Source organism: Frankia sp. CoBUL1, assembly GCF_978021245.1.
Map to the genome: position 1 here is coordinate 1 of NZ_CDXDOS010000077.1, position 14,153 is coordinate 14,153.

Annotated in this window: 8 protein-coding genes; 2 read left to right on the top strand and 6 right to left on the bottom strand. The window is 71.1% G+C overall.

The features are described from left to right. Positions 1–153: 153 nt before the first annotated feature. On the top strand, positions 154–1,536 hold the full coding sequence (locus tag AC08OX_RS08265) for a nitrate/nitrite transporter (protein ID WP_476607267.1): 1,383 nt from the start codon (positions 154–156) through the stop codon (positions 1,534–1,536). A gap of 19 nt (positions 1,537–1,555) precedes the next feature. Here AC08OX_RS08265 and valS read toward each other — a convergent pair whose 3' ends face one another. Continuing rightward, a complete protein-coding gene (gene valS, locus AC08OX_RS08270) occupies positions 1,556–4,198 on the bottom strand; it encodes a valine--tRNA ligase (protein WP_476607268.1) in 2,643 nt (880 codons plus the stop codon). A 268-nt stretch (positions 4,199–4,466) separates the two neighbouring features. On the opposite strand from valS, the gene AC08OX_RS08275 reads away from it, so the two are divergent. Continuing rightward, the gene (locus tag AC08OX_RS08275; RefSeq protein WP_476607269.1) at positions 4,467–5,273 is read left to right on the top strand and encodes an inositol monophosphatase family protein; all 807 of its coding nucleotides are present in this window, start codon (positions 4,467–4,469) and stop codon (positions 5,271–5,273) included. A 300-nt stretch (positions 5,274–5,573) separates the two neighbouring features. On the opposite strand, the gene acnA is transcribed toward AC08OX_RS08275, so the two are convergent. The 5 genes from acnA to wecB form a co-directional block, all read right to left on the bottom strand. Then, complete coding sequence (gene acnA, locus AC08OX_RS08280; RefSeq protein ID WP_476607270.1) at positions 5,574–8,357, bottom strand: aconitate hydratase AcnA; 2,784 nt, start codon at positions 8,355–8,357, stop codon at positions 5,574–5,576. Between the two features lie 253 nt (positions 8,358–8,610). Continuing rightward, a complete protein-coding gene (locus AC08OX_RS08285) occupies positions 8,611–9,981 on the bottom strand; it encodes a glycosyltransferase (protein ID WP_476607271.1) in 1,371 nt (456 codons plus the stop codon). Positions 9,982–10,041: 60 nt separating this feature from the next. Further along, positions 10,042–11,232 (bottom strand): glycosyltransferase, encoded by a 1,191-nt coding sequence (locus AC08OX_RS08290; protein ID WP_476607272.1) that lies wholly within the window; start codon positions 11,230–11,232, stop codon positions 10,042–10,044. Between the two features lie 145 nt (positions 11,233–11,377). Beyond that, on the bottom strand, positions 11,378–12,724 hold the full coding sequence (locus AC08OX_RS08295; RefSeq protein ID WP_476607273.1) for a nucleotide sugar dehydrogenase: 1,347 nt from the start codon (positions 12,722–12,724) through the stop codon (positions 11,378–11,380). 21 nt (positions 12,725–12,745) lie between these two features. Next, entirely contained in the window at positions 12,746–13,933 is a 1,188-nt protein-coding gene (gene wecB / locus AC08OX_RS08300) for a non-hydrolyzing UDP-N-acetylglucosamine 2-epimerase (RefSeq protein ID WP_476607274.1), read from the bottom strand. Positions 13,934–14,153 lie beyond the last annotated feature (220 nt).

Below are 14,153 nucleotides of genomic sequence, written 5' to 3' on the forward strand. Positions count from 1 at the left end.
CCAGTCGGGAAGACCACGGACAGGTCAACAGCCGCAGGATCTGAAGGACCGACAGGTTAAACGACAAGCTCAGAGAGTGTCACAGCCGACGCCGCGCCACGTAACGGCGCGTTCCTACCGTCGTGGCATCACCCGCACCCCGGAGGATCATCTATGAGCGCCACCCTGGAAGGCGTCCCGACTACCGGCACCGTGACCGGTCCGTCCCGACGCGGCCGCTGGATCGACGACTGGCGGCCCGAGGACCGCACCTTCTGGAACAACGGCGGTTCCCGCATCGCCCGCCGAAACCTGATCTTCTCGATCCTGGCCGAGCACATCGGGTTCTCGATCTGGTCGCTGTGGGCGGTGACGGTCCTGTTCCTCGGACCGGCCTACCACATCGACCCGGCCGGCAAGTTCCTGTTGACCTCGCTGCCCGCGCTCGTCGGCAGTGCGCTGCGGATCCCCTACACCTTCGCCGTCGCCCGGTTCGGGGGGCGTAACTGGACCATCTTCAGCGCGGCGCTGCTCCTCGTGCCGACGATCCTCGCGGCCGTCGTTCTCTCCCCCGGCGTCTCCTACCCCACCCTGCTGATCGTCGCCGCGATCGCGGGGGTCGGAGGCGGTAACTTCGCCTCCTCGATGACCAACATCAACGCCTACTACCCGGAGCGGCTGAAGGGCTGGGCCCTGGGGCTGAACGCCGGCGGCGGAAACCTGGGGGTGGCCGCGATCCAGCTTGTCGGCCTGCTCGTCCTCGCCACCGCCGGCAAGGACCACCCCCGGGTCGTCCTTGCCGTCTACATCCCGCTGATCGTCCTGGTGACGCTCGGCGCGGCGCTGTTCATGGACAACCTGTCGAGCGCGAAGAACGACCGGGGGGCGATGCGCGACGTCGCCCGTGACGGTCACACCTGGGTGATGTCGCTGCTCTACATCGGCACGTTCGGGTCGTTCATCGGGTTCGGCTTCGCGTTCGGCCAGGTGCTCCAGGTGCAGTTTCACGACCAGTTCAGCACCCCGATCAAGGCCGCCTACCTGACCTTCCTCGGTCCGCTGCTCGGCTCGCTGATCCGCCCGGTCGGCGGCATCCTGGCGGACCGCATCGGCGGAGCGAAGGTCACCTTCGTCAACTTCGTGGCGATGGCTGCCGCGGCCGCGATCGTGCTCGTCGCCTCGCTGACGGAGTCGCTTCCTCTGTTCCTGGTCGGGTTCATCGCGCTGTTCGTCTTCAGCGGCGTCGGGAACGGGTCGACGTACAAGATGATCCCGGCGATCTTCCGGGCGAAGGCCCAGGCCAGCATCGACGCCGGTGGCGACCCGGTCGCGGCGCAACACTCGGCCCGGCGGCTGTCCGGAGCCCTCATCGGCCTGGCCGGCGCGATCGGCGCGTTCGGCGGGGTACTGGTGAACCTGGCCTTCCGGCAGTCGTTCCTGAGCTACCGGACCGGCAACGCGGCGTACATCTCCTTCATCGCCTTCTACGCGCTGTGCTTCGTGGTGACCTGGTTCGTGTATCTGCGGCCCTCGGCCAGGCGTCTCGCCGGCATCTGATCCCGGCTGTGCCCGGTGTTCAGGCCAGTTCGACGGCGACGGCGATCTCGCCGCCGGTCGGGCTCAGCGTGAGCTCCCGGATGCTGCCGGCGCTGCGCAGGTCCGCGGCCACCGACTCGACGAGGGCGACGAGGTCGGCCTCGCCGCTGATCCGGACGCTCGCGACCTCGGCCTTCTGCGACACCTTCGCCTCGGACTTGGCCCGGCGGACACCGGACAGCGCCGCCCCGACGGCGCCGAGGAGCTCCACGCGGGCGCCCTCGGCGAGCTTGCGGATCTCGGCGGCGTCCGGCCAGCTCGCCCGGTGCACCGAACCGGGACGCCACCAGGACCAGACCTCCTCGGTGACGAACGGCAGGACCGGGGCGAACAGCCGGAGCAGCGCTGACAGGGCCACCGAGAGCGTGGTGTGCGCGGAGGCCGCGCCCGCCGCCCCGGAGGAGCCGTACGCCCGGCCCTTCACAAGCTCGACGTAGTCGTCACAGAACCGCCAGAAGAACGACTCGGTGACCTCGAGGGCCCGGGCGTAGTCGTAGCCGTCGAAGGCCGCGGTGGCGGCGTCGACCACATCGGCCAAGGCGGCCAGCAGGGCACGGTCCAGCGGTTCACTGGCCGGGGCGGGGGCCGCCCCGGCGTCGGAGACCCCGGCGTCGGGGGTCACGGCAAGACCGAGCGCGAACCGGCTGGCGTTGAGGATCTTGATGGCGAGCCGGCGGCCGTTCTTCATCTGGCCGACATCGAAGGCGGTGTCGGTACCCGGCCGCCCGGACGCCGCCCAATAACGGACCGCGTCCGACCCATGCTCCTCGAGCAGGCCCATCGGGGTCACCACGTTGCCCTTGGACTTCGACATCTTCTTACGGTCCGGGTCGAGGATCCAACCGGAGATCGCCGCGTTCGACCAGGGCAGCACGTCGAACTCGGCGTGGGTGCGCACCACCGTCGAGAACAACCAGGTCCGGATGATCTCGTGCGCCTGCGGACGCAGGTCCATCGGGAAGACCCGGGAGAACAGATCGGTATCGTGCTCCCAGCCACTGGCGATCAGTGGGGTGAGCGAAGACGTCGCCCAGGTGTCCATCACGTCGGGGTCGGCGGCAAACCCGCCGGGCACGCCCCGCTGCTCGGCGGCGTACCCGGGCGGGACGTCGCTGGACGGGTCGACCGGCAGCGACGCCTCGTCGGGCACGATCGGCGCGTCATACCGCGGCGCACCGGCGGCGTCCAGCGGGTACCACACCGGGAACGGCACGCCGAAGAACCGCTGCCGGCTGATCAGCCAGTCGCCGTTGAGGCCGTCGACCCAGTTCTCGTAGCGGACCTTCATGTAGTCCGGGTACCAGCGCAGCTCCTGGCCGCGTCCACGCAGCGCGGCCCGCAGCGGCTCGTCCCGCCCGCCGTTGCGGAGGTACCACTGGCGGGTCGTCACGATCTCCAGCGGCCGGTCGCCCTTCTCGTAGAACTTGACCGGATGGGTGATCGGCCGCGGATCGCCGAGCAGCGCGCCGGACCCGGCGAGCAGTTCGACGATCCGCGCCCGGGCGCTGTGCACGGTCTTTCCGGCGAGCTCGGCGTACCGCTCCCGGCCTGCCGCGGAGGTGACGGCGCCCGGTGGGTCCGGGATGAACCGGCCGTCACGGCCGATCACCGCACGCGCCGGCAGCCGCAGCTCGCGCCACCACGTCACGTCGGTGAGGTCACCGAAGGTGCAGATCATCGCGATGCCGGATCCCTTTTCGGGGTCGGCCAACCGGTGCGCGACCACCGGGACCTCAACGTCGAACAGCGGGGTCCGCACCGTGGCGCCGAACAACGACTGGTAACGCGGGTCGTCCGGATGGGCGACCAGGGCGACGCAGGCGGGCAGCAGCTCGGGACGGGTCGTCTCGATGACAATCGGGTCCGCCAGATCCCCGGAGCCCGCCGGGTCCAGCCCGCTGCTCGGGGCGGAGACGCCCGACCGGGGGAAGGCCAGGCTGTGGTACGCGCCGGGGCGGTCCCGGTCCTCCAGCTCGGCCTGGGCCACCGCGGTACGGAAGGTGACGTCCCACAGCGTCGGGGCCTCGGCAAGATAGGCCTCCCCCCGAGCGAGGTTGCGCAGGAAGGCCCGCTGCGCAACGGTCCGCGACCGGGCGTCGATCGTCGCGTAGGTGTACGACCAGTCGACGGAGAGCCCCAGCCTGCGCCAGAGCTGCTCGAAGCCCTTCTCATCCTCCAGGGTCAGCCGCTCGCAGAGCTCGACGAAGTTGCGTCGCGAGATCGGGACCTGCTCCTTGCCGGGCTTGTCCGGCGGGGTGAAACCCGGGTCGTAGGGCAGCGACGGCTCGCAGCGGACAGCGAAGTAGTTCTGGACCCGGCGCTCGGTCGGCAGCCCGTTGTCGTCGAAGCCCATCGGGTAGAAGACCTCGCGACCCCGCATCCGCTGGTAGCGGGCGATCAGGTCGGTGTGGGTGTACGAGAAGACGTGCCCCACGTGCAGGGAACCGCTGACGGTCGGCGGCGGGGTGTCGATGGAGTAGACCTGCCCGCGGTCGACCGTCCGGTCGAACACGTAGGTGCCCTCGTCCTGCCATACCGTTGACCAGCGCGCCTCGATGCCGTCCAGGCTCGGCTTCGCCGGGACCGCGCGGGTGGACCGTTCCGTACCGTCTGTCGCAACCACAAGTAACGATCCTACGGGCGCCTCGATCGTGGTCATCGACCGCCGAGGTCCCCCGGTGCCCGGACCGGCGAGGTTCCGGCCCGGGCACGCACCCCGGAGCCGGAGCCGGAACGGGAACGGGAACGGGAAGCGGAAGAGGTCGACGGACGTGACGCCTCTCACGTTCCATGGGGAGTACACGACCGGCTGCCTTGGCAGGATGAACCGTTGAACGGACCGTACTCCCGTGCCGATCCCCACTCCGTGCCGATCCCTGGAGCGCCGGACGATGAGCGACCTGCCAGACCCGGACGAACTGCTCGCCATTGCGCTGACGATCGCCCGTGCGGCGGGTGACCTGCTCGCGCGGGGCCGGGAGGGCACCGTGGCCGCGGAGACGACGAAGTCGTCTCCCACCGACGTCGTGACCGCTCTCGACCGCGCCTCCGAGGCGCTCGTCGCCCGGCGGCTCGCCGAACTGCGCCCCGGCGACGGACTGCTCGGCGAGGAGGGTTCGGACTCCGCCGGCACGACCGGGGTGCGCTGGATCGTCGACCCGCTCGACGGGACGGTGAACTTCCTCTACCGGCTGCCCAACTGGGCGGTCTCGATCGCCGCCGAGGTCGACGGGGAGGTCGTCGCCGGGGTTGTGCACGCCCCGGCGCTGGGCGCGACCTACACCGCCACGCGGGGCGGCGGATCGTACCGGGACGGGGAACCGCTGACCGGCTCCACGGTGACGACGCTGGCCGGCGCCCTCGTCGCAACGGGTTTCGGCTACACGGCGTCCCGCCGGGCCGCGCAGGCCGCTGTCGCCAGCCGGGTGGTGCCCCGGGTGCGCGATCTCCGTCGGATGGGTGCGGCATCGCTGGACCTGTGCGCGGCGGCCGGCGGCCTCGTCGACGCCTACTACGAGCGTGGGCTGAGGCCCTGGGACCAGGCCGCCGGCGGCCTGGTGGCGGTGGAGGCCGGACTGCGGGTCGGGGGGCTGCACGGCCGCCCGGCGGGCGAAGATCTCACCGTCGCCGCCCCGCCGGCCCTGTTCCCGGCGCTGACCGCCCTGCTCGCCGAGGATCCCCCCGCCGACCGCGACTGAGATCCCCGACGGGGCGAGCCCACCACCGGCCCCGCTCACGGCCAGGGCACGACGTCGTCGATTCCGGCTGCGACGAGCGCCCGGCTGAGACCGCCGCGGGAGCGGATCCCGAGGTACCACTGTCGACGGCGTAGACCAACTTGACGGTGGCGTCCCACTGTCCGGGCATGACGGTGTTCCTCCCCAACTGATACCGCTGACGGCGTGTCGCTTCTCAGTCCGGGAAACGGGAACGGGGGCGCGCGGCATGCGGGCCGGCGGGCGGGGCCGACCCGCCGGCCCCGGATCATCGGTCGTGGGCTACAGCAACGAGCGCAGGACGTACAGCAGGATCCCGCCGTGGCGGTAGTACTCCGCCTCGCCGGGGGTGTCGATCCGCACGACCGCCTCGAAGGTCCTGTCGCCGGCACGTACCGTGATGGGCGGGGTCCTCTCGTCCACCTCGGCGAGGCCCGTGATGGTGAACGTCTCCTCCCCGGTCAGGCCGAGCGACTCCACCGACTCGCCGGCGGGGAACTGCAGCGGCAGCACGCCCATACCGATCAGATTCGACCGGTGGATGCGCTCGTAGGACTCGGCGATGACCGCCCGCACGCCGAGCAGCGAGGTACCCTTCGCCGCCCAGTCCCGGGAGGAACCCGAGCCGTACTCCTTACCAGCCAGGATCACCAGCGGCACACCCTCGGCGGCGTATTTCTGCGCGGCGTCGTAGATGGCCAGCTGCTCGCCGTCTGGCAGGTGCCGGGTGACGCCGCCCTCGGTGCCCGGCGCCAGCCGGTTGCGCAACCGGATGTTGGCGAACGTGCCGCGGATCATCACCTCGTGGTTGCCGCGCCGCGACCCGTAGGAGTTGAAGTCGGCGGGCGCGACCCCGTGCTCGGTGAGGTAGCGGCCGGCAGGCGAGTCCTTCTTGATCGAGCCAGCCGGGGAGATGTGGTCGGTGGTGACCGAGTCGCCGAGCACCGCCAGCACCCGGGCGTCGATGATGTCGGTCCGGGCCTCCGGCTTCGCCGCCATCCCCTCGAAGTACGGAGGGTGCCGGACATAGGTGGAGCCGGGCGCCCAGGCGAACGTCCGCGACACCTCCCCGCCGTCACCGAGCGGCAGCGAACGCCAGCGCTCGTCACCGGACAGGTCGGCGTAGTCGGACTCGTACATCTCGGACTGGATGGCGTCGCCGACGACCGCGGCGACCTCGGCCTCGCTCGGCCAGATGTCACGCAGGTAGACGGGCTCCCCGCCGGTGCCGGTGCCCAGCGGGTCGGTGTCGAGGTTGATGTCCATGGTGCCGGCCAGCGCGTAGGCGACCACCAGCGGCGGGGACGCCAGGTAGTTCATCTTGATGTCGGGGTTGATCCGGCCCTCGAAGTTGCGGTTGCCCGACAGCACGCTGACCACCGCCAGGTCCGCGTCGTTCACCGCGGCACTGATCTCCTCCGGCAGCGGCCCGGAGTTACCGATGCAGGTGGTGCAGCCGAACCCGACCAGGTTGAAACCGACCTTGTCCAGGTAGGGCACGAGCCCCGCCCGCTCGTAGTAGTCCATGACCACCTTCGAGCCCGGCGCGAGGGTGGTCTTCACCCACGGCTTGCGGGTGAGCCCCTTCTCGACGGCGTTGCGGGCCAGCAGGGCAGCACCGATCATGACTTGCGGGTTGGACGTGTTGGTGCAGGAGGTGATGGCCGCAACGGCGACGGCGCCGTGGTCGATCTCGACGCCCGTGCCGTCGGCGAGGGTGACCGCCGTCGGGTTGGACGGGCGGGCGGCGACGTCCCGGACCACGGCGTTCACCGAGATCGGGGCGTCGGAGGGCTTGTCCGCGAATGCGGCCGCCGGGTCGGAGGCCGGGAAGGACTCGGCATCCGCCTCGTCCGCGCCGCCATTCGTGAGCACCAGGGGCTGGGCGTAGTCGACCAACGCCGCCCGGAAGGCCTGCTTCGCGCTCGCCAGCGGCACCCGGTCCTGCGGGCGCTTGGGCCCGGCAAGCGACGGCTCGACGGTGGACAGGTCCAGCTCAAGGGTGGTCGTGTAAGCGGCCTCGCGGCTCGGGTCGTGCCAGAGGCCCTGCTCCTTGGCGTACGCCTCGACCAACGCCACCAGCTCCGCGGGACGGCCGGTCAGCCTGAGGTAGTTCAGCGTCTCCGCGTCGATCGGGAAGATCGCGCAGGTGGAGCCGTACTCGGGGCTCATATTGCCGATGGTCGCCCGGTTCGCCAGCGGGACGTTCGTCACGCCGTCGCCGTAGAACTCGACGAACCGGCCGACGACGCCGTGCCGACGCAGCATCTCGGTAATGACGAGCACCATGTCGGTCGCGGTGGTGCCCGTCGGCAGCTCGCCGGTCAGCTTGAAGCCCACCACAGTGGGGATAAGCATGCTCACCGGCTGGCCGAGCATGGCGGCCTCGGCCTCGATGCCGCCGACGCCCCAGCCGAGCACGCCGAGACCGTTGATCATCGTGGTGTGGCTGTCCGTGCCCACGAGGGTGTCGGGGTAGGCCAGCGTCCCATCGGCCGTCTGCTTCGTGAAGACGACCCGGGCGAGGTGCTCCAGGTTGACCTGGTGCACGATGCCGGTGTTCGGTGGGACGACGGTGAAGTTGTCGAACGCCTCCTGACCCCAGCGCAGGAACTGGTAACGCTCCCGGTTGCGGCCGAACTCCAGCGCCGCGTTGAGCTCGAACGCGTCCGGCCGGCCGAAGTGGTCGGCGATGATCGAGTGGTCGATCACGAGCTCGGCGGGGGCCAGCGGATTGATCTTCGACGGGTCGCCGCCGAGGGCGGCCATCGCCTCCCGCATGGCGGCAAGGTCCACCACACACGGCACGCCGGTGAAGTCCTGCATGATGACGCGGGCGGGCGTGAACTGGATCTCCTGGCTGGGGGCGGCCGAGGGATCCCAGTTCGCCAGCGCCCGGACGTGGTCCGCGGTGATGTTCGCGCCGTCCTCGGTACGCAGAAGGTTCTCCAACAGCACCTTGAGGCTGTAGGGGAGTCGATCGGCCCCGGGCACCGCGTCCAGCCGCCTGATCGTGTAGGTGCGATCACCCACCACGAGCGATCCGGTACTGCCGAAGGTGTCCATCGTTCTCCTCCTCGTCGCCCGCCGCCCGCCACCCGCGAGCGGCGGGGCTCGCTCCCATAGCCCCGCCCGGCTGGCCGCACCATGGTGACACCGGACCCACGGCCCCGGGTGGGCACGCATCCGGCGCCTGCCTGCCTCGGCCAGCTCCGTCCCATCCTGGCATTCCGGCGCGTCTCGCACCGCGCCCGCGACGCTGTGACCCCGCCGACCCTCCGGGTCGGCGGGAACCGCCAGGGCCTCCCGAACAAGCTCGTCACGCCCGACTCCAGCAATTACTTAACACTGCTAACAGTAGCGGAAGCTGCCGGCGGCCCCTGCCCACAACGGCGGAATGTTCGGCGATAATCACCCCACCTGCGGGTGAACTCGTTCTTTCGGTCCCCGGTGCATCCCGGCACGCGTGCCACGACCGCGCGCCGCGCACGGCCTCGTGCAGGGCAGCGACGACGTCCTGGCTCAACGACCGGCGATCCAGCAGCTTCTCGGCCCGTGCCCGCGCGGCGAAGCCTCGGTCGCGCGCGGCGGGTGTCCGCCGGCCGGCCGCGGCGTCGGTGAGACACTCCGCCACCGCCACCGCGTCGCCGGGTGCCACCAGCCAGCCGGTCTCGTCGTCCACCAGCTCGCTGATCGACCCGAACCGCGTCGCCACGGTCGGTACCCCGCAGGCCGACGCCACCCCGATGGCGCCGTAGTCCTCCACCCAGGAGGACACCACGTTCACATCGGCGGCGGCGTAGTACGGCCGCACGTCGCGGACACCGTGCACCCAGCGCACCGCCGCCGCGCCGGGAAGCGCCCCGGCCCAGGCCCGGACCCGCTCGCGGTAACGGACCGCGGCCTCGTTGCGCCAACCGGCGACGTCCTCCCCGCCCTCGGGAGCCCCGCCCTCGGGAGCCCCGTCAACGAGGATCAGGGTGCCGCGGCCGCCCAGCTCGACGAACCGCGACCAGGCCGCCAGCAGTACCTCGTGGCCCGTCACCCCCCGGCCCGGATGGACAAGACGACCGGGCGGGTGGAAGTGCGCCACCCGCACCGCCACGAACCCGTCCTCGGGCAGATCGAGATCCGTCCGGACCGCCCGGCGCTCCCGGTCGTCCGCCGGCGTGAACCGGTCCAGATCCACGCCGTAGGACACGGTGCGCAGGCGGCGCACCGGCTGGCCGAGCGCGGCGTAGCGGCACCGGACGTCGGAGGTCGGCGCGATCAGCAGGTGATCGAGCCGGCAGAGCACCCGCTCGACCGGCCGGATCAGCGGGTGGTCCAGGTGCAGAGGGTTCGCGACCATGTACACGCGGGTGATCGTGGTGCCCGCGGTGGCGAGGCGGGCGGCCACCGCCGAGGCGTAGTGGTGATAATGGACGACGTCCGCCCCGAGCGCGGCCAGCTCCGCCCGCAGCCGGAGAATCCCACCGGCCTGACGGCGGATCGACGCTCCCCGGTGCGGCACGGGGCTCGCGACGACCTCCACGCCGCCCGCGGTCAACTCCCGGGCCAGTGGACTGTCGACGTGGTCGGGCGGGGGCATCAGGACGATGACGCGGTCCCCGCTCTCCCTTTCGGCTACGGCGTGCGCGACGGGCCACCGCGGGCCGTCCCCCGCCTCGAGCAAGGTGACTATCTTCATCGTGAGCGGTCCTTTCTGGTCGTGGCCGGACGGTGGCACCCGGACGGGCGGGGACGCCGGCTACGACCACACCGCCGTGATGTCGCGTTGCCAGTGCTCCATCGTGAACGGGGACCGGCGCAGCAGACGCATCGCCTCCCGGCGCTGATCAATGGTCGGGGGAACGGCGGTGAGCATCTCGGCGGTGTCGGCCCAGACCGCGTCGGAGATGCGCAGCGGCAGGATCGTCACGCCGGGGAGCAGCCGGGCGATCTCGTCGACCCCGGGCAGGTCCGCGCAGAGCACGGGCGTCCCGACCGCACAGGCCTCGAGCACGATGCCAGGCAGGCCCTCGTGGCGGGAGGTGACCAGCAGCAGCGAGACCGCGACCAGCAGGCGTGGGATCTCAAGCACCTCGCCGGTGAACTCGACGTGGTCAGCGACGCCGCGCCGAGACGCCAGCGCGACCAGCCGGGCTGTCTCGGCGGCATCCTGACGACCCACGAAAAGGAGCCGGGCGTTCACAGACCGCCCCCGCAGCGCCGCGAGAATCTCCACGGCCCGGTCCCGGCCCTTCACCGAATCCGGGCAGGCAACGTGGACGATGGTGACAAGCTCCTGATCGTCCTCGGCGAGTTCCTCCGCGCGGCGGCGGGCCGCGATGGCGACGCCGACCGGTTCCAGCTCGACGCCGTGGTAGATGACGCGGCAACGGGAGTCGAGCCGCCAGTTCTCCCGCCACAGACCCCGCATCGCCGCCTCGCTCACCGCGACCAGATGGGTGGCGAACCGGTCGAGCAGCAACCGGCCGACGATCCGCCGCACCCGGCCGCCCAGGCTGTCGCCGTGCCGGTCCGGGGCATCGGCGAGGTAGGCGACGCGGCGCCGAACCCCCCCGAGCCGGGCCAGCGCGAGGACCACCCCGGAGAAGATCGTCACGTCCGCCTGCGCTACCTCCGCCTGCACCACGTCCGGGCGTACTTGACGCAGCAGCCTCAGGAAGGACCATGGAAAGCGCCAGTCGGCCCGGCAGTGGTACACCTCGCCGCCGAGCGCCCGGATCTCACCGTCGAACGCTCCTGCCGCGCCGGACGTCACCGCGAACAACAGCCGGAACTCGTCCTGGTCGAGGCGGCGGAGCAGGTTCACGGCCCCCAGATGGATGCCGGAGCGCTCCATCCGGTTCAGCACCTTCAGCACCGTTATCGGGCCCCGGCGCCGCCACCCACTCGGCCGGTGATGGAACCACGCGTCGGTGGCGACGACCCGCATGGCACCCGCCCCTCCGCCCGCACCCTCTCGATGACGATAATTTTCAGTTATCATTCAACTACATAAAGATACATAAAGATACATAAAGATACATAAAGATACGGGACGCCGCGAGGGTGGGATGGCGTCAGAAGGTGGGAGGGCGTCACAGGGGTTCCACGGCGAACGCGAGCTCGTCGTGCCGCGCGACCTGCGCAGGTATCAGCGGGTGTCCCCCGCCTGCCGCCACCGGCCGGCGGCCCCGGTCGTGCGTGGGCAGCCAGTGCCGGGTGTCGAGGACCGCACGGGCATGCCGCGCCACCTGGTCACGGTCGAAGGCGTCGTGGTCGACCAGGAGCACCACCAGATCCGCGGCCGCAAGCTCTCCCGCATCCACCTCCACCAGGGTCACCCGGGGCGGCAGCCGGGCCGCGTCGACGTGCGGGTCCGCCGCTCGCACGTGGGCACCGAGGTCGGCGAGCAGGGTGGCCACCCGCGTCGCGGGCGACTCGCGCGCATCCCCGGTGTTCTTCTTGTAGGCGAGTCCCAGCAGCAGGATGCGGCTGCCCGCGACCGACCGCCGCCGGGTGTTGAGCATCTCGGTGACCCGCCGCACCACGTGGTCAGGCATATGGTCGTTGATGTCGTTGGCGAGCTCGACGAATCGGAAGCTGCGGCCGAGGCTGCGGCGCACCCGCCAGGACAGGTACGACGGGTCGATGGGCAGGCAGTGACCGCCGACCCCCGGGCCGGGAGTGAACCGCAGATACCCGAACGGCTTGGTGGAGGCCGCGTCGATCGCCTCCCACACGTCGACGCCGAGTTCGTGCGCGAACATCGCCAGTTCGTTCACCAGCGCGATGTTGACATGCCGGAAGGTGTTCTCCAGCAGTTTGGTGAGTTCGGCGGTCCGGGTCGAGCCGACCGGAACCGTCCGCTCGACCACGGTGCCGTAGAAGGCGCTCACGGCCGCCAGGGAGTCCTCGTGCACCCCGGAGACGACCTTGGGGGTGTTCACCAGGTTCCACACCCGGTTACCCGGATCGATCCGCTCCGGCGAGTAGCCGAGATGGAAGTCGATACCGGGGTGCAGACCGGAACCCTCGGTGAGCAGCGGGGCGAACAGCTCCTCGGTCGTCCCCGGATAGGTCGTCGACTCCAGGATCACGGTCACGCCCGGCCGGACCAGCGGCGCGAGGCTGCGCGCCGCGCCCACGATGTAGGACAGGTCGGGAGCCCCCTCCCGCAACGGGGTAGGGACAGTGATCACCGCGACGTCGAACGCCGCGGCGCGGGCGTAGTCCGACGTCGGCTCGTACCGGCCCGACCCCAACGCTGCCGCGAGCTGCCTGTCGGGGATGTCCTCAACGTAGGACCGCGCGGCGGCCAGCCGGGCGACACGGCTCGCGTCCACGTCCACCCCGACGACCCGCCAACCCACATCGACCGCCCGCATCGCGAGCGGGAGACCGACGTATCCCTGCCCGACGACCACCAGCTTCTTCGAAGTCATACACATAGTGTGTCAGATTGTTTACGTAGAGAGAGGTAGGTGGCTAGCTGTGTCCCGGGCCGGCGGACGGATCGCCGGATCCGGTGCGCCCGGACGGCCCGGTTCCGGCGGGGGTGCGACCACCCGGGCCAGAATTCGCGCGATGCGGCGGGCGGCGTGGCCGTCCCACAAGGCCGGACGCCGGGGCGCAGGCGGCCGCTCCAGGGTGTCGAACGCGGCCGTGACCACCACCCGCCGGTCCCGACCCACCACCCGGTTGGTACCCTCGGTAACAGTCAATGGACGTTCCGTCGAGTCGCGGAGCGTCAGGCACGGTACTCCCAGCACGGTGGACTCCTCCTGCACGCCGCCGGAATCGGTGAGCACGAGACGCGCCCCGGCCTGCAACGCCAGGGAGTCGAGATAGCCCACGGGTCCGAGCAGCCGAACCCCCGGGGGGAGCATCCCGGCCAGCCGCGCCGCCGTACGGGGATGCGCCGGGAAGACCAGCGGGCAGCGCACCGCGATCTCCCCGAGCGCCCCGAGCAGCCCGGCGAGCACGTCCGGATCGTCGACGTTGGCGGGCCGGTGCATGGTCACCAGGCCGTACCCGCCCGGGTGCAGGCCGAGCTCGGTCAGCGTCGGCCGGCCCAGCGCCTCGTCCCGGCACGCCAGGAGGGTGTCCACCATGACGTTGCCGACGAGATGGACCGCCCGGGGGGGCAGGCCCTCCCGGTACAGATGCTCCACCGCGTCCGGTGAGGTCGCGAACAGCTGGTCGCACACGTGGTCGGTGACAATGCGGTTGATCTCCTCGGGCATGGACCGGTCACCGCTACGCAGGCCCGCCTCCACGTGGGCAACGGGCACGCCCGCCTTCGCCGCGACGAGCGCACAGGCCAGAGTTGAGTTGACATCGCCGACCACGACGACGATCTCCGGGGCAAGCCGGTCGAGCAACGGCTCGAACGACGTCATGACCGCGGCCGTCTGCACGGCGTGGGAGCCCGATCCGGCCGCGAGGTGATGGTCAGGGGGGCGTAGCCCGAGATCGGCGAAGAACACCTCGCTCATCGCCTCGTCATAGTGCTGACCGGTGTGCACGAGCGTGGTCCGGAAACCCTCCGCGTCGAGGGCGTCCAGAATCGGCTTGATCTTGATGAAGTTCGGCCGCGCCCCGGCCACGACCACCGCGTGCGGCCTCGGCGCGAGCCCGGACTCGGCGAGCATCGGGACCGGTCCGGACCGGCGGCGCGCGGCCGCGAGCGGAGCCCGCGGCGCGGGCGGACCATCCACCGGTACACCGGCGACGGGCTCACCACCCGCCGGTACGCCGGTCACGAGCGAACCCCGGAACGATCCGATCCGCCGCGCGGCTGGTCGACGACGGTAGGCCCGGCGGGACGGGCCGCCCCAGCCCGCCCGACGGGGGCCGCGAGCCCGTCGCGCG

Excerpts from the sequence above, each read along its gene's own strand:
- AC08OX_RS08265 (WP_476607267.1), top strand. The coding sequence starts at position 154 with ATGAGCGCCACCCTGGAAGGCGTCCCGACTACCGGCACCGTGACCGGT.
- AC08OX_RS08275 (WP_476607269.1), top strand. The coding sequence starts at position 4,467 with ATGAGCGACCTGCCAGACCCGGACGAACTGCTCGCCATTGCGCTGACG.
- acnA (WP_476607270.1), bottom strand. The coding sequence starts at position 8,357 with ATGGACACCTTCGGCAGTACCGGATCGCTCGTGGTGGGTGATCGCACC.
- AC08OX_RS08285 (WP_476607271.1), bottom strand. The coding sequence starts at position 9,981 with ATGAAGATAGTCACCTTGCTCGAGGCGGGGGACGGCCCGCGGTGGCCC.
- AC08OX_RS08290 (WP_476607272.1), bottom strand. The coding sequence starts at position 11,232 with ATGCGGGTCGTCGCCACCGACGCGTGGTTCCATCACCGGCCGAGTGGG.
- AC08OX_RS08295 (WP_476607273.1), bottom strand. The coding sequence starts at position 12,724 with ATGACTTCGAAGAAGCTGGTGGTCGTCGGGCAGGGATACGTCGGTCTC.
- wecB (WP_476607274.1), bottom strand. The coding sequence starts at position 13,933 with ATGCTCGCCGAGTCCGGGCTCGCGCCGAGGCCGCACGCGGTGGTCGTG.